We start from the raw sequence: 14,924 nt of genomic DNA on the forward strand, positions 1-14,924 counted from the left end.
GCGAGCCTCAACCGCCCTGCGGGAGTCGCACCAGCGAGAAGTGCCCGGCAGGGGCCCCGGCCAGTGCTCCTTCCATCGCGTCGCGCCAGATGGGACCCGCGAGGGTGCCGCCGAACGCCTGGTCGATGATGTCGCCGCCGATGCTCTGGCCGTCCAGGTCCTGGGTGTCGCTGGTGTCGCTGACCACCGTCGCACCCGACAACTGCGGTGTGTAGCCGACGAACCAGACCTGCTTGCTGGCATCGGTGGTGCCGGTCTTGCCCGCGTCGTCGCGATCGGTGAGCCCGGCGGGTTTGCCGGTGCCGTCCTGGACCACGCCCTTGAGCATGGTGGTGATGGTGTCGGCGGTCTGTGCCGACATCACCCGCGTGCAGTTGGTCCCTGGCACCGCGAGATCGCGGTGGTCGGCCGTGGTCACCGAGGTGATGGCGACCGGTGAGCAGTAGACACCGTGGTTGGCGAACGTCGCGTAGACGTTCGCCATCTCCAGCGGGGTGAGGTCGTTGCTGCCCAGGGTGAAAGAGGGCACGACCTGCAGCGCCGCGCCGTTGGCCTGGTGGGTGATGCCGAGTTTGCTGGCCATGCCGGCGACGTTGCACAGGCCGGTGTCGGCCTCGAGCTGGGCGAAGTAGGTGTTGACCGACTGCGCCATCGCGGCGGGCATGGCGAACGGACCGACCAGTGATGTGCTGTCGTTGTGCACCTCGCCGCTTTGCGGATAGTCGTGTCCGGCACAGTCGGTCATGTCAGGCCAGGGCATGGAGTAGGGGGACGGATACCGCTGGGACGGCTGGAGACCGTCCTCCAACGCGGCTGCCGCGACGATCGGTTTGAACGTCGATCCGGTCGGGAAGCCAACGCCACCACCCATGTTGGCGCTGACGTTGAGGTTGATCTCCGTCTGGTTCGGGCCGACTCCATAGTCACGGCTCTGCCCCATGGCGACGATCGCGCCGGTGCCGGGCCGCACCAGGGTCATGGCGGTGGCGGCCTGGTCGGTGGGGTAGACGTGCGAGGTGACGGACTGCTCAAGTGCCTGCTGGGCCTTGGGATCCAGTGTGGTGTGGATCCGCAGTCCCCCGTGCTGCCAGAGCGCTTGGCGCTGGGCGGCGGACCTGCCGAACGCCGGGTCAGTCAGCACGATCCGGCGTACGTAGTCGCAGAAGAACCCCTCACCCTGTTGTGCGGTGATGCAACCCTGCCGGGGTGTACTGACCTTGAGCTGGATCGGGGTGCGGATCGCCCGCCGGGCCTGGGCGGAGGTGATGCTCCCGTACTGGGCCATCTTGCGCAGCACGGTGTCGCGGCGCTGCTTGGCCAGTGCGGGGTGCACGGTCGGGTCGTAGGACGACGGTGACTGGACCAGCCCGGCGAGCAGTGCGGCCTGTGTCAGCGACAGGTCCTTGGCGTGGACGCTGAAGTACCGTTCGGCTGCCGCTTCGATCCCGTAGGCCTGTTCGCCGAAGTAGGTGATGTTGAGGTAGTTGGTGAGGATCTGGTCCTTGCTGAGGGTCTGCTCGACCTTGATGGCGTAGCGCAGCTCCTGGACCTTGCGGCCGAGGGTCTGCCGCTGCGCCCGCAGTACGGCCCGCTTGTCGTCGCCCGCCTCGTCGACGAAGACGTTCTTGACGTACTGCTGGGTCAGGGTGGAGGCACCCTGCACGACACCACCACTGGCCGCGTTGGTGTTGAGCGCGCGCAGAACGCCCTTCACGTCGATGGCACCGTGCTGGTAGAAGCGGTGGTCCTCGATGTCGATCAGCGCCGTGCGCATGACGGGAGCGATCTGGTTCTCCGGCACCACAATCCGGTCGCGGTCGTAGACCGTGGCGATCAGACCGCCGTCGGCGTCGTAGATCGACGTGGCCTGGGCGAGCGGCGGTGCTTTGAGCTCGTCGGGAAGGTCGTTGAAGTCCTCTGTCGCTGCCTTGGCGCTGACCCCGATGGCGCCGACCGCGGGTAGCGCGAGACCGGCCGCCAGTACCCCGGCCAGAATGCACGTACCCATCAAGCGGCAGGCAAGGCGGACCTTGGACACGGCCCGACCCGAATCCATGAGTGGCATAGTCCGCACGTTACGTCGCCTGGCTGTGTAAGAAACCTGTTGCGCGCGGCGCGTTACGCAGCGACCCCCAGGGTGTCAGCTGGCGTTGACCCCCAGGTCACCCGGTCGATGGGTCACACCGTCAGGAGCCGATCGCGTAGCTTGGCGATCAACTCCTCGGTCGCGCTGAGCCGTTCGGTGGCATAGCGGTGCACCGAGCCGTGGTGGACCGTGAGGTCGGCGAGGACAGCCGGATGACCTCCGCCAGGGCTCGTCCGAAACCCGGCCAGCGCAGCGTGCGCCGCGGATTGGCGGCACGCCAGTCGGCGATGAGCCGGTCCGTGGCCAGTTCGGTGAGCGCGAAGTCCTCATGCGCGCCACTCGACGAGCGCCCGCCAGGGAAGCGCCGGGCGCGGTCCTGGATCTCGACCGGCTCCTCGGCCCCGGTGCGGAGGGCGAACATGGGCTCGTCGAGCGCCGCCTTGACGATCCGGCAGCGGCCCTGGACGCAAACCAGTACCGGGTCGGCGCTTCACACGGCGCGGTCGAGCATGAACGCGCCCTCTGGCGCGCGAGTACGGAGCTCGCGTTCTCCCGCGCGAGAGGGCCTGCGACAAGATGGTCGGCGTACCGGTGACCGCGGCGCAGCCGCCATCGCAACAGCTCCCTACGGGTGAAAGGTCGTCATCCAGTGCAAGCGACACTCGGCCCTACCCAGCGCCTTTGGCCAGCAGCCTTGTTGGCAGTCGTGGCCTTGGCTGCGGCGACGCTCTCCGGGTGCGGCGCCGACCGTACGACCACCCCCGGACCGGCCAGGCCGGTCGAGTCAGCCAACGCCACCAAGGTGAGACTGCCTCCCGTCCACGGTGGCTTCGACTACCAGATCGGCGGGTCCTACTCGCCGCCGCCGGGCGTGGCGATCGTCAGCCGCGACCACAGCGCCTCCCCGGCGACCGGGGTCTACAACATCTGCTACGTCAACGCGTTCCAGGCCCAGTCGGGTGAGCAGGGCCAGTGGCCCGCCGACCTGTTGCTGCACGACAGGAACGGCCAGCTGGTCATCGACCGCGACTGGAACGAGGCGCTGCTGGACATCGGCACCCCCGGCAAACGCGCCCGCGTGGCGGCCAGGATCGACCGGTGGATCGACGAATGCGCGGCGAAGGGCTTCAACGCCGTCGAGCCCGACAACTACGACAGCTACAGCCGATCAGACGGCCTGCTCACCGCGAACGACGCCGTCGCGTTCGTCACCCTGCTCGCCGACCACGCACATGCGCGCGGTCTGGCCGTCGGCCAGAAGAACACGGCGGAGCTGGCGAGCAGTCGCTCCCGCACCCACCTCGACTTCGCCGTCGCCGAAGAGTGTGCCGAGTACGACGAATGCGGCACGTACGCCGCTGCGTTCGCCGACCACGTCGTCGTGGTCGAGTACACCGACCAGGGCTTGCGGAAGGCATGCTCGGCCTTCGGCAATCGGCTCAGCATCGTAAGGCGGGACCGGGAAGTCACCGCCCCGCACGACAACGGATACGTCCGCGGGACGTGTTAGGGGCGGCTCCTCGTCATGGCTGAAGTCGCTGGTGGGTCCAGACGCTGGTGGTGGCGTCGGCGCGGTCGTAGCGCAGTCGGCGGTGCAGCCGGTCGGGGCTGCCGTACCAGAACTCGACGGACCGCGGCACGAGCCGGTAGCCGGTCCACTCGGCCGGGCGCGCGATGTCGGTGCCGGACTCGACCAACGCCTTTGCCCTGCCGCGCAGTTCCGCCTCGCTCTCCAGCGGACGGCTCTGTTGCGAGACCGCGGTCGTGGCTTGTGCGGCGAGCGGACGGCGCGCGAAAAGGGCGTCGGACTCCTGCTCGGTGAGCGTCTCGACCGGCCCCTGCACCGTGAGCTGCTGAAGCGTTTCACGCCAGTAGAAAGTCATCGACGCCCAGGGCGAGACCGCCAGCTCACGGCCCTTGCGGCTGCCGCGGAAGCTGGTGAACAGCAGCCCGCGCTCCTCCACCTCCTTCACGAGCACGACCCGGCTGGAGACCCGCCCTGCCGCGTCGGCCGTCGCGAGCACTGTCGCATGCGGTTCACGGACGCCGCGTTGTACGGCTGACTCCAGCCACTGGCGCAGCAGTTCCCGCGGTTCGCGTGGTGGAACGTCGAACTCCGGCAGTACCAGGCTGGTGTCGCCGGTGAGTGCTTGTGCCTGCGCTGTCATGAGGGCCCCCACGTAACCGGCGTCCGCTTGAACCATGATCACAGCATGCCGATCTTCCACCGCTGGGTCTACCTCCCCGGCGCAAGGCTGTTCGGCCGCGGTCAGCCGACGGGCCGCGCTACGGGCGAGAGTCCTCTGTCATGCCGAGGCGTTCGAGCAGTAGTCCTTCACGGGTGGACCAGGGGCAGATCTCCACGTCCTCCACCCCGCACGCCTCCATGAGGCTCTCGGCCACCAGTGCCCCCGCCAGAGACTGCCCGGCGCGGTGTCGTGAGATGCCCGGCAGGCTGATGCGGTGGTCTGGGCCGGGGGAACCCAACAGCGTTATGCGCGAACGCAGTTGGTGCAGTGACAGCTTGTGGGAGTGCCGACGCGGGTTGGCGAACCGTGCGAGTTGTTCGAAGGTTTTGGAGCAGGCGAGGACGCGGTCGCCCCGCGCGGCACGCGGTACGCCCGGGGGCCTGTTCAGGCACTGGCGCAGGTACCGCCGTACCTCGGCCAGGCGTCGCCCGGACGGAAGTAAGCCGCCGGGCAGCCATTGCCGGGTGATCATGCGGGCTCCCAGCGGCAGCGAGCGTACGAAGCGCGGCTGGTCGCCTGTGCCTGAGGCCATCTCCACGGTGCCGCCGCCGATGTCCAGGACCACCATCGGTTCTGTCCTGCCGCCCGCCCACGTACGGGCGGCCACATAAGTCAGCCGCGCTTCCTCCTCACCGGGCAGCACCCGTAGCCACATGCCTGTCTTGCGGGCGATCCCGGCGATGACTTCGTCCCGGTTGGGGGCGTCCCGGATCACGGATGTGGCGAAGGCGAAGAGATCCGACGGGCGAGGACGCGGATCAGCGGTCACCGCCTCAACCACCGCCCGCTGCACACTCTCAACCCCCGCCTCGCCCAGGCGCCCCTTCTGGTCGAGTGCCTCGTGCAGCCGTAGCCGTACCTTGTGGGAGAAGACGGGGTCCAGTACCGAACCGGGGCGCCAGCGCACCACGGTGAGAAGAGCGCTGTGGCACCCGACGTCGAGTACCGCTGTTTGGCGCATGCAGCCACCTCCCCGACCCGGCATGCGTTCCGTAACCATGGTGTCACACTTCGTGGTTGCGGTGTTGAAGTCATCGCGCGGCGTCGATCGATCCCGCGTGGTGGCCTGGGGTGTGATGCGTATCACCTGCGGCGGCGTCACGGTTTCGGGCTGCGTGGTGTCTCCATGGTTGATCAAGTTCGGGGCCAGAGGAGGGCGATGGACATGCGGGGTGCGCGTTGAGCGGGGAGCAGGACTTCGCTGAGTGCCGGTCGCTGTTGTTCACGATCGCCTACGAGATTCTTGGTAGCGCGGCCGACGCCGAGGATGTGGTGCAGGAAAGCTACATCCGGTGGCACCGTGCCAGTCGGGAGCACATCGAGCATCCGCGCGCCTACCTGGTGCGTACCGTCACCCGGCAGGCGCTGAACCATCTGCGCGCGGCGCGGCGGCGGCGGGAGGAGTACGTCGGGCCCTGGCTTCCCGAACCGATCCGCACCGGGCCGGATGTGAGCGAGGACGCCGTGCTCGCGGAGTCGGTGTCCATCGCGATGCTGCTGGTCCTGGAGACACTGAGCCCGGATGAACGCGCGGTGTTCGTGCTGCGCGAGGTGTTCGGCTACTTGCACCATGAAGTCGCGGAGGTGGTCGGTAAGCCGGAGGCCACGGTGCGTCAGATCGCCCACCGAGCCCGCGAACACGTGCGGTCACGGCGCAGGCGCTTCCAGCACGACCCGCGGACGGCGGAGGAGATCGTCGGCCGGTTCCTGCAGGCGGCCAACACCGGCGATGTCACAGCGTTGATGGGCCTGCTGGCGCCGGGTGTGGTCCACATCTCCGACGGCGGGGGCCGGGTCACCGCGGCCCGCCGCCCGGTCAGGGGACGCGAGCAGGTCGCCCGGTTCGTCGCCGGGGTCGCCAGGACAAGTGAGCCGGGAGCCAGGTTCGAGCTCGCGAGCTACAACGCCTTGCCCGCGGTGCTGTGCCGCTCGGGCGACCAGCTCGACTACGTGCTCATCTTCGAGATCGCCGACACCCGCATCCATGGCATGTATGCCGTACGCAACCCCGACAAGTTGGGCGCCGCCGTCATCGCGCGCCCCCTGGCCAGGAGAAGGAACGAGACATGGAAACCGTGACAGTGCGACGTGTCATCGCGGCACCGATCACCGATGTGTTCGACTGGTGCGCCACGACCACCAACTACACCCGCTCCCCGTTCGTCCTGAAGGCGCGACTGGCCCGACCGGGCCTTGGCGCGCCCTACGGAGTCGGTGCGGTGCGTTTGCACACATGGCTGATCGGCTGGTTCCGCGAACGGATCACCGCCTACAACCCGCCGTACGACTTCGACTACGTCGTCGATCGGAGCTTTCCACCGGCCCGGCATGAGTTGGGCCGTATGACCTTCACCGAAGTCGCCGAGGGCACCGAGGTGGTCTGGACGACCACCTCCGAGGTCCGCCTTCCCTTCGGCGCGGCCATCACCCGCGTGCTCGTCAAACCACTCATCGCCCACGTCTTCGGAAAGATCCTCGACGCCGCTGACCAGGTGCTCACGAGTAACCCGGCCAGCCGCACCTCACCCGCTGGTGGCAGGGTGACCGACCAGCCCTGATCCCACCGGGAACTTCGCGGCGGGGCCTGGCCGCAGCACCGGTCACTGGTGTCGGTGGTGCCTTTGGTCAGGCCCCGGGTGCTGGACGGGGGTTCGGATGACGCCCCTGACGTCAGTCCGGCCTTTGTGCAAGCTTTACTTCGCGGGACGGCGCGACGCCACGTGACATGTGAAATTGTACCGCTGTCATGCTCTGGTCATGCACGCGGTCGCGCGTGCCCGCCCCTTCTCGGGAGCACCCACGTGAGTAGCGCCCAGCGAAACGGCAGCGTACGCAAGAGCTCTGACGGAGCATCACCTCCGCCTGTGACGTGAACCGGGCCTCGCTCACCAGCCCGTTGGAGCGCTCTCCGCGCATCGATGTGGTCCCTGCGGGCCCGTGCGACCGCACCCGCGCCTGACGCCGGCACGCACGGCGTGACGCCCGCGTGCCCGCGCCAACTTCTCACGCTGCCCGTCCTCGTACCCACCCCGAAGGAGAGCCCCATGACAGCACCGCCCTCGCGCCCTGGCCGCCTGCGTGCGTTGGGAAAGCTGACCGGCCCAGTCATCGCCTTCGCCCTGGCGCTGGCGGGAACCACCGTCGCCACCGGCACGAGCCATGCGGAGGACCAACATCCAGCCGCAGCGGGCTGGGTGCGCACCCACGGCAGTTGGGAGCAGGTCCAGCCCGCCCGCCCGCACACCGCCGCTGATGCCCTCACCACGATGAACGCGAGATCCACTGCCACCGCGACCCAGCACCCGGCCCACCCCGTGGGCCTGGTCAACAACGGCCAACCGGACCTGACTTACCACGGCGGACAGGACTCGGTGGGTGTCACGTCCGGATCTCCCAAGGTCTACATCGTCTACTGGGGTTCCCAGTGGGGCACCGCGGGCAAGGACTCCGCCGGATACACCACGCTCTCCAACGACCCGGACAACGCGGCGCCCTATCAGCAGTCCTTCTTCAAGGGGCTCGGCACCAAGGACGACACCTGGAGTGGTGTCATGACCCAGTACTGCGAGAGCACCGCCAAAGGCTCCACGAAATGCGACGCCGACTCCCCGCACGTCGGCATACCGCACGGCAACGCACTCGCCGGGATCTGGGTGGACAACTCCACCGCCGCGCCGCAGGCAGCCACCGAGCCGCAGATAGCCGCGGAGGCGGCGGCCGCCGCCAAGCACTTCGGCAACACCACACCGGCCAGCAACCGCAATGTGCAGTACGTGGTCACCACCGCCCAGGGCATGGACCCCGACCACTGGCACGAACTCAACACATGGTGTGCCTGGCACACCTTCGAACGTTCCAGCTACGGCACCGTGGCGTACACGCTCATGCCGTACCTCACCGACTACAAGTACTGCGGCACCAACTGGATCAACCCCGGGCCGCGCGGCCGCCTCGACGGCTGGGGCATCCTGGGCGGCCACGAGTACGCCGAGACCATCACGGACCAGAACGCCATCGGCGGCTGGATCGACGCGGCCGGGCAGGAGAACGGCGACAAGTGCGCCTGGATCCAACAGGGAACGCCGGGCGGGCTGTTCAACCTGCAGCTCGCCACGGGTTCCTTCGCGGTCCAGACGACTTGGTCCAACGACCAGCACACCTGCTCCGGTTCCCATCCGGTGATCGCCAACCGTCCGCTGGTGGTGAGCACGTTGTGCGACCGCACAGAGCCGGTCAACCGAGCGGTGTCGGTGCCGGTCATCGCCACGGACCGGCTGTCGAAGGCACTGCGCTACTCGGCCACCGGACTGCCCCGCGGTCTGTCCATCGACGCGCGCACCGGACTGATCCACGGCCGTAGCGACCAGCGCGGCACCCGCACGGTCACGGTGACGGTCCAGGACAAGGCGGGGAACCGGGCGGCGACCCACTTCCGCCTCGGGATACTCCACAGCGCCGAGTACGGCTGCCAGGGCATCGAGCAGATCGTCGATCCCGGTTTCGAGGTTTCCACGGACGCCAAGGGCAACTATCCGGGCTGGTGGACCCAGTCCGCCCCCGGGATCATCACGCAGTCCACCACGCACGCCGCCCGCTCCGGCAAGGGGTACGCCTGGCTCGGCCACACCGCCACCCAGGACGACACGCTCTCCCAGTCCGTCGAGACGACCCCCGGCTACACGCGGGCCCGCTTCTCCTTCTGGTTGCACGTGGACTCCACGAACGCATCGGCGCAGCCGCAGGACACCCTCACCCTCGAACTCGACGACCAGTACTCCGGCAGGCGCATCGCGGTGCTGCACACCTGGTCCAACCACGATGCCACCTCCGGGTACGTCCCGGTCAGCGTCGACCTGACGCCTTACGTGGCAAGCGAGTTCGGCTCAACGGTGATCGTGAAGTTCACCGCGCACGAGACGGGGAACGCCGCCACCGCCTTCCTGCTGGACGACACCTCGTTCCGACTCGCATGACGCTTCGTCAGCTCTGAAGGTATGGGGCTGCCAGTCGGCGGCGTCGGCCACCTGGCGCCGACGCTGCCGACCGCGTAGCAGGCGGGAGCCGTGTGGCTCTCCCGCGTCGGTTTCCGCCGGGCAGGCCCTGGACGTATGCGGCGATCAGTGCCGCCACTGCCTCCGGGGTCTCCAGCCCATGGGGCGGCTGGCGTAAATCTGGGTGACACGTTCGGTGACCGTCTGGCCGACGGGAAAAGGCAAGGGCTGCATAGGGGCTGCTTAGGGGTTCTGGCCACCGCGCGCTGCGGCTAACGTCCGGCGGTACGCGAGGGAGGTTGGAATCCAGCCAGCGAGGGTGGCATTCCGGCCAACGTCGCGTTCCGTGGCCTGTGCGCGGCCACGTGGGTAGCCCCCGGTGGCGCGGCCCCGGAGGCGGATCAGTAGAAGGAACGTTGTGCGATGAACGTCGACCAGTTCTTCGAAGCCCTGCCAGCTTGCTACAACCCGTCCGCCGCGGCGGGCCTGACCAAGACCATCCAGTGGCACATCACGGACGCTGACCCCGGAGTCTGGGCCTTCGAGATCGTCAACGGCGAGGGACGGCTGGTTCCTGGTGGTGTCGCGGAGCCAGACACCACCTTCACCACCGACGCCGAGACCTGGATCGCAATCGCGGAGGGCCGACAGGACGCGATGCGGGCGTTCATGACCGGCCGGCTCAAGGTCGTGGGCGACACGATGCTCGCCATGAAGTCCTCCGAGCTCTTCGAACCGCAGACGGCCTAGTCCGGCCGCGAACTTCCATCCTCCGCTGCGCCCAACGCCCGGAATTTCAAAGGAGATCGGCACGATGAAGGGAAGACCCATGCCGCAGGACGCCGTCGAGGCCGGTGGTCACGCGCGGCCGACCCCGTCGCAGCCCGAGCGGTATGACGTGGTCATCCTGGGTGGCGGTGCGGCTGGTCTGACGCTGGCCCTCCAGCTCAAGCAGGCACGGCCGGACATCAGCATGCTGGTGGTCGAGCGCCAGCAGCATCCGGTTCCCGAAGCGGCCCACAAGGTGGGTGAGTCGACGGTCGAGATCGGTGGCCGCTATCTGCGCGATGTCCTGGGCCTGACGGAACACCTGCGGGAGCAGCAGCTCGACAAGTTCGGCATCCGGATGTTCTTCAGCGCCGAGGGCAACGAGGACATCACCCGCCGGGCGGAGGTCGGGCACGCGGTGCTGCCGCCGTACGACGTCAGCAGCTTCCAGCTCGACCGAGGACGGCTGGAGAACTACCTCGCCAGCGACCTGGTCGAACGCGGCGTCCGCTTCGTGTACGGCAAGGTGGAGGATGTCGACCTTCGGTCCGACCAGCCGCACCGCGTCACGATAGTCGGTACGGACGGCGGCAGGCAGCAGGTCGAGACACGTTGGGCGCTGGACGCCACCGGACGGTACTCGCTGCTCAAGCGCAAGCTCGGGCTGACCAGGGATTCCGAACACCGGGCCGAGGCGGTCTGGTTCCGGATCGGCCACCCGATCGACATCAACGACTGGTCCGACGACCCGCAGTGGCAGGGCCGCATCCAGTCGGGCCGCCGCGAGCTGTCCACCAATCACCTGCTGGGCCGCGGCTACTGGGTCTGGCTGATTCGGCTGGCCTCCGACTCGATCAGCATCGGCATCGTCGCCGACCCCGATCTGCATCCGTTCGACACGATGAACCGCTTCGAGCGGGCGCTGGACTGGCTGCGCGAACACGAGCCGCAGTGCGCCCGTGTCGTCGAGGAGCACAAGGACAAGCTGCAGGACTTCAAGGTGCTGCGGAACTACCCCTACAGCGTCGAGCAGGTGTACTCCGCCGACCGCTGGGCGCTGACCGGAGAGGCGGGGCTGTTCCTCGACCCGTTCTACTCGCCCGGCTTCGACATGATCTCGATCAGCAACGGGCTCATCACCGACCTGGTCACTCGCGACCTGGACGGCGAGGACATCACCGAGCTGGCGGCGATCCACAACCAGATGTACCTCACCATCGGCGAGGGCTGGTTCAAGATCTACACCCACCAGTACCCGCTGATGGGCAACGCCCGGGTGATGCAGTCAAAGGTCATCTGGGACACGGCCGTCTACTGGGCCGTACCGGCGCTGCTGTACTTCCACGACAAGATCCGCCGCCTGGTCGACCATCCGCAACTGGTGTGGGGACTGGCCCGCTTCCACGCCGCAATCAACCACGTCCAGCGGTTCTTCCGCGAGTGGGACGCCGTCGACCGGTCGCAGCTGAAGGACTCGTTCGCCAGCTTCTACCACTTCGATTTCATGAAGCGGGTCCACATCGGCCTGGTGGCGGAGATGAACGACGAGGAGTTCGAGGCCCAGTTCGAGGAGAACGTGCGCCTGGTCGAGCGGATTTCCGGCCAGCTGATCAAGCGGATCCTCGACGAAGGCGATGCCGAGGAGGGCAACGAGCCGATGCGTGCCCAGGTCGAACGGTGGCGCGGCGATGACGAGTTGATGCGCTTCGTCGAGGTCTACGAGAAGGACCGCGCCGCCGGCATCCTCGACGACGACTGGATCCCCGCCACCAAGACGGCTCAGAACTGACGAAGCGTCAGCAATGAACACCGTTGACCCCAAGGTCTGGACGCTGCTCGCGCTCGGCGTCATCATGCTGGTCGTCTGGGCCGTCGGAAGGTTCGTCAGCCGGTTCGGCCAGCCGCCGGTCATCGGCGAGATCATCGCCGGGATCCTGCTCGGACCCAGCCTGTTGGGCTTGCTCGCGCCATCGGCCAGCAGGTACCTCTTCCCCGCCCCCGTGGTCACGGCCCTCGGCGTGCTGGCCCAGGTCGGCCTGGTGCTGTTCATGTTCATGATCGGGCTTGAGCTGGACTTCGGGCGGCTGCGCGGGCACGGTACCCGGCTCGCGTCCGTCGCCGCGGCGTCGATCGCGGTGCCGCTCGCACTGGCCGTCGGACTCGCCGTTGTGCTGTACCCCGGTTACGGGGGCGGGGTGAACGAGGTGGTCTTCTGCCTGTTCATCGGCGCCGCGATGGCGATCACCGCCTTTCCCGTCCTGGCCCGGCTGCTACAGGAGTCCGGGCTGGCCGACACCAGGGTCGGCACGCTGAGCCTGGTCTCGGCCGCGGTCAACGATGTGGTGGCCTGGTGCCTGCTGACGTTCGTCATCGCGCTCAGCCGGGCCACCGGCGCGGCCGACGGGTTGCGGACGTTGGTTCTGGCGGTCGTGTACGTGGGCGTCATGCTCGGTGTGGTCCGGCCGTTGCTCGCCCGGCTGGACCATGTGCCGGTCTGGCTGGCGCTGGTGATCGCGCTGCTCGCCGCCTGGTTCGCCGACCGGGCAGGCATCCATGTCATCTTCGGCGGGTTCATGGCCGGTGCCGTGATGCCACGGCGGCCCAAGTGGCAGCGCGCGGTGCACGAGCGGCTCGACATGGTCGTGACCCAGCTCCTGCTGCCGGTGTTCTTCGTGCTCACCGGCCTGTCAACTCATGTGGAGGGGCTGCGCACGGCCGGGGTCTGGGGTGTCGTCGTCCTGGTGATCGCGGTCGCCACCGCGGGGAAGCTGGGTGGCACCGCGCTGACCGCGCGCGCCGTCGGCGAGCGGTGGGCGGACGCCTTCACCCTCGGGGTGCTGATGAACACCCGCGGGCTCACCGAACTTGTCGTCCTCTCCGTCGGTCTCCAGCTCGGCATCATCAGCTCCGCCGTGTTCACTGTGATGGTGTTGATGGCCCTGGTCACCACGCTGATGGCGCCGCCGCTGCTGCGGCTTGTCGAGCGGCGGTCGGCCGGGCCAGGGGTCGCCGAGCACAGCGAACCGTTGGAGGCGGTGGCGGGTTGAGGGCACCGGCTCGCACCGCCGCCGTGATGGCGGCGGTGCGGCTGGACCCTCGCATGTGTTGCACAGCGCGGCGATGTCACCCCGCGGTGGCCAGTCGTTCACGCCACCAGTCCACCGTCGCCTTGACCTGCTCGTCCACGGGGGTGGCACGTACCGCGAACTCGGCTTCGTAAGCGCTCGAATCAACCACGAACGGCCGGTCGAACTGGTGACGAATCTCCTTCAGTTCGCGGACCAGCGGGGAGAAGACCGATGCGACCCCCAGCACGGCCGGTGGCAGCCTGCGCACCGCGACCGGTCCCGTCTTCGACTGGGCGGCAAGTCGGTCGACCATCTCCCGGATGGACAGCGCGGGCTGCGTCGGCACGTGCCAGGGGCGTCCCCAGGCCCGTTCCTCGCCCGCGACCTCGACCAGGGCCCTGGCCACATCGGGGAGATAGCTCCAACTGTGCGGGACGTCCGGATCCCCGAGCGTGGAGACCGGCTTGCCGCGCAGCAGTCGCGGCATGACCCGCGCGGCCAGATGTCCGCCGTCGGTCACACCCGGCCCGAAGAAGTCCGACGCCCGCACCTCGACCGCCTTGATGCGGCCCTGCTCATGCAGTCTCCGCGCCTGCTGCCAAACGGCCGCGCGCACCCGCCCCTTGGGGCCGGTCGCGGCCAGCGGCAACTGCTCGGTCAGCGGACCGTCCACCGGTCCGTAGCCGTAGAGGTTGCCCAGCATGACCAGCACGGCCCCAGTCGCCTCGGCCGCCGCGCAGACCGACGAGGCCAGCGGGGGCCAGTTACTCGTCCAGCGGTGGTAGGGCGGTGCGGCACAGCTGTAGATCGCTGCCGCGCCCTGTGCGGCCTCGATCAGCCGCTCGCTGTCCGCAGCGTCCAACGCGACATGTTCGATACCCGGCTCGGGGCCTCGACCCGACCTGGTGATGACCCGTACCGAATGACCCTCTTCGGCCAGCAGCCGCGCGGTGGCCTCTCCGGCGGGTCCGAATCCGATGACGACGTAACGGCTCACGTCCGCACACTAGCGCGATCGCCGCCGGTTGACTGGCCGGCGGTGTCAACCGCGTTCGCGATGCCGTCCAGCAGACAGGTCAGCCCGAACTCGAAGCGGGCCTCGGCGTCGGGATCCTCGGCTTCCAGGATGCGGCGGTTGAAGTGCGGGTACTGGCCGGAATCGACGACCTGTTGGACATACGCCCCAACCGAGCTCCGCCATTCCTCCTCGGTCATGCCCGTGCTGCGTTGCGCCTCCAACTCGGCCAGTTCCGTGGCGACGGAGCCAAGCACGTAGGTGTTGAGCGCGTTGACCACCATCCCGGAGAGGGTCGCGTCATCGGTTGCCTTCGCCACGACCCCGAGGGCGTGGTCCAAGCCCTTGATGACGTTGGGGCCAAGGGTCGGGCGCCGCGAGGCCTGCTGGGCCAGCCACGGGTGGCGCAGCAGTGCCGTGCGGAAGTCGCGGGCGACTTCGGCCAGTTGGGCGCGCCAGTCGTCATCGGGCCGCCCAGATGGCGTCCGTTCGCCGTACACCGCGTCGACCATCAGCTCGATCAGCTCGTCCTTGCTGGTGATGTGGCGGTACAACGACGTGGTGCCGGTTCCCAACTTGGCGGCGATGCGGCGCATGGACAACGCGTCGATGCCTTCCGTGTCGGCGAGTTCGACGGCGCAGCGCACGATCCTGTCCTCGCTGAGCATCGGACGGGCGGCCCGCTCACGGTCGCGCATCCAGATCAGGTTCGGGGGCTGTGGACGGGATGACATGGGCACAGTGTAC

At 68.3% G+C, this 14,924-nt stretch carries 13 protein-coding genes; 7 read left to right on the forward strand and 6 right to left on the reverse strand.

Going from position 1 to position 14,924, the window contains the following annotated elements; all coding sequences use genetic code 11:
• Nucleotides 1–7 precede the first annotated feature (7 nt).
• Nucleotides 8–2,008, reverse strand: coding sequence for a transglycosylase domain-containing protein (locus NON19_RS02970; protein ID WP_255924943.1), 2,001 nt, complete (start codon nt 2,006–2,008; stop codon nt 8–10).
• Between the two features lie 205 nt (nt 2,009–2,213).
• A complete protein-coding gene (locus NON19_RS02975; protein WP_255924944.1) occupies nt 2,214–2,507 on the reverse strand; it encodes a hypothetical protein in 294 nt (97 codons plus the stop codon).
• Nucleotides 2,508–2,798: 291 nt separating this feature from the next.
• Here NON19_RS02975 and NON19_RS02980 point away from each other — a divergent pair, with 291 nt between their 5' ends.
• A complete protein-coding gene (locus tag NON19_RS02980) occupies nt 2,799–3,596 on the forward strand; it encodes an endo alpha-1,4 polygalactosaminidase (RefSeq protein WP_255924945.1) in 798 nt (265 codons plus the stop codon).
• Between the two features lie 13 nt (nt 3,597–3,609).
• Here the strand turns inward: NON19_RS02980 and phzG are convergent, their stop codons facing one another.
• Nucleotides 3,610–4,290: a phenazine biosynthesis FMN-dependent oxidase PhzG gene (gene phzG, locus NON19_RS02985; RefSeq protein ID WP_255924946.1), complete on the reverse strand. Its 681-nt coding sequence runs from the start codon at nt 4,288–4,290 to the stop codon at nt 3,610–3,612.
• Between the two features lie 82 nt (nt 4,291–4,372).
• Nucleotides 4,373–5,296, reverse strand: coding sequence for a Ppx/GppA phosphatase family protein (locus NON19_RS02990; protein WP_255924947.1), 924 nt, complete (start codon nt 5,294–5,296; stop codon nt 4,373–4,375).
• 218 nt (nt 5,297–5,514) lie between these two features.
• Here NON19_RS02990 and NON19_RS02995 point away from each other — a divergent pair, with 218 nt between their 5' ends.
• The 6 genes from NON19_RS02995 (at nt 5,515) to NON19_RS03020 (ending at nt 13,141) form a co-directional block, all read left to right on the forward strand.
• Nucleotides 5,515–6,414: an RNA polymerase sigma-70 factor gene (locus NON19_RS02995; RefSeq protein WP_255924948.1), complete on the forward strand. Its 900-nt coding sequence runs from the start codon at nt 5,515–5,517 to the stop codon at nt 6,412–6,414.
• Complete coding sequence (locus NON19_RS03000) at nt 6,402–6,893, forward strand: SRPBCC family protein (protein WP_255924949.1); 492 nt, start codon at nt 6,402–6,404, stop codon at nt 6,891–6,893. Before NON19_RS02995 ends, NON19_RS03000 begins: the two co-directional genes overlap by 13 nt.
• Nucleotides 6,894–7,379: 486 nt before the next feature.
• The gene (locus tag NON19_RS33055; RefSeq protein WP_303653209.1) at nt 7,380–9,308 is read left to right on the forward strand and encodes an Ig domain-containing protein; all 1,929 of its coding nucleotides are present in this window, start codon (nt 7,380–7,382) and stop codon (nt 9,306–9,308) included.
• Nucleotides 9,309–9,749: 441 nt separating this feature from the next.
• Nucleotides 9,750–10,076: an SCP2 sterol-binding domain-containing protein gene (locus tag NON19_RS03010; protein ID WP_255924950.1), complete on the forward strand. Its 327-nt coding sequence runs from the start codon at nt 9,750–9,752 to the stop codon at nt 10,074–10,076.
• A 64-nt stretch (nt 10,077–10,140) separates the two neighbouring features.
• Nucleotides 10,141–11,883 carry an NAD(P)/FAD-dependent oxidoreductase gene (locus NON19_RS03015; RefSeq protein ID WP_255924951.1) on the forward strand — a complete coding sequence of 581 codons (1,743 nt, stop codon included), beginning with the start codon at nt 10,141–10,143 and terminating at the stop codon, nt 11,881–11,883.
• A 13-nt stretch (nt 11,884–11,896) separates the two neighbouring features.
• Nucleotides 11,897–13,141 (forward strand): cation:proton antiporter, encoded by a 1,245-nt coding sequence (locus NON19_RS03020; protein WP_255924952.1) that lies wholly within the window; start codon nt 11,897–11,899, stop codon nt 13,139–13,141.
• 76 nt (nt 13,142–13,217) lie between these two features.
• Here the strand turns inward: NON19_RS03020 and NON19_RS03025 are convergent, their stop codons facing one another.
• Nucleotides 13,218–14,159, reverse strand: coding sequence for an NAD-dependent epimerase/dehydratase family protein (locus NON19_RS03025; protein ID WP_255924953.1), 942 nt, complete (start codon nt 14,157–14,159; stop codon nt 13,218–13,220).
• Nucleotides 14,156–14,911 carry a TetR/AcrR family transcriptional regulator gene (locus tag NON19_RS03030; RefSeq protein WP_255924954.1) on the reverse strand — a complete coding sequence of 252 codons (756 nt, stop codon included), beginning with the start codon at nt 14,909–14,911 and terminating at the stop codon, nt 14,156–14,158. Before NON19_RS03030 ends, NON19_RS03025 begins: the two co-directional genes overlap by 4 nt.
• Nucleotides 14,912–14,924 lie beyond the last annotated feature (13 nt).

The sequence above is a fragment of the Streptantibioticus rubrisoli genome (assembly GCF_024436055.1).
Taxonomy (GTDB): domain Bacteria; phylum Actinomycetota; class Actinomycetes; order Streptomycetales; family Streptomycetaceae; genus Streptantibioticus_A; species Streptantibioticus_A rubrisoli.

What these genes read in the sequence shown, in the direction of transcription:
- NON19_RS02970 (WP_255924943.1), bottom strand. Translation starts at nt 2,008, where the DNA reads ATGGGTACGTGCATTCTGGCCGGGGTACTGGCGGCCGGTCTCGCGCTA.
- NON19_RS02975 (WP_255924944.1), bottom strand. Translation starts at nt 2,507, where the DNA reads ATGTTCGCCCTCCGCACCGGGGCCGAGGAGCCGGTCGAGATCCAGGAC.
- phzG (WP_255924946.1), bottom strand. Translation starts at nt 4,290, where the DNA reads ATGGTTCAAGCGGACGCCGGTTACGTGGGGGCCCTCATGACAGCGCAG.
- NON19_RS02990 (WP_255924947.1), bottom strand. Translation starts at nt 5,296, where the DNA reads ATGCGCCAAACAGCGGTACTCGACGTCGGGTGCCACAGCGCTCTTCTC.
- NON19_RS03000 (WP_255924949.1), top strand. Translation starts at nt 6,402, where the DNA reads ATGGAAACCGTGACAGTGCGACGTGTCATCGCGGCACCGATCACCGAT.
- NON19_RS33055 (WP_303653209.1), top strand. Translation starts at nt 7,380, where the DNA reads ATGACAGCACCGCCCTCGCGCCCTGGCCGCCTGCGTGCGTTGGGAAAG.
- NON19_RS03010 (WP_255924950.1), top strand. Translation starts at nt 9,750, where the DNA reads ATGAACGTCGACCAGTTCTTCGAAGCCCTGCCAGCTTGCTACAACCCG.
- NON19_RS03015 (WP_255924951.1), top strand. Translation starts at nt 10,141, where the DNA reads ATGAAGGGAAGACCCATGCCGCAGGACGCCGTCGAGGCCGGTGGTCAC.
- NON19_RS03020 (WP_255924952.1), top strand. Translation starts at nt 11,897, where the DNA reads ATGAACACCGTTGACCCCAAGGTCTGGACGCTGCTCGCGCTCGGCGTC.
- NON19_RS03030 (WP_255924954.1), bottom strand. Translation starts at nt 14,911, where the DNA reads ATGTCATCCCGTCCACAGCCCCCGAACCTGATCTGGATGCGCGACCGT.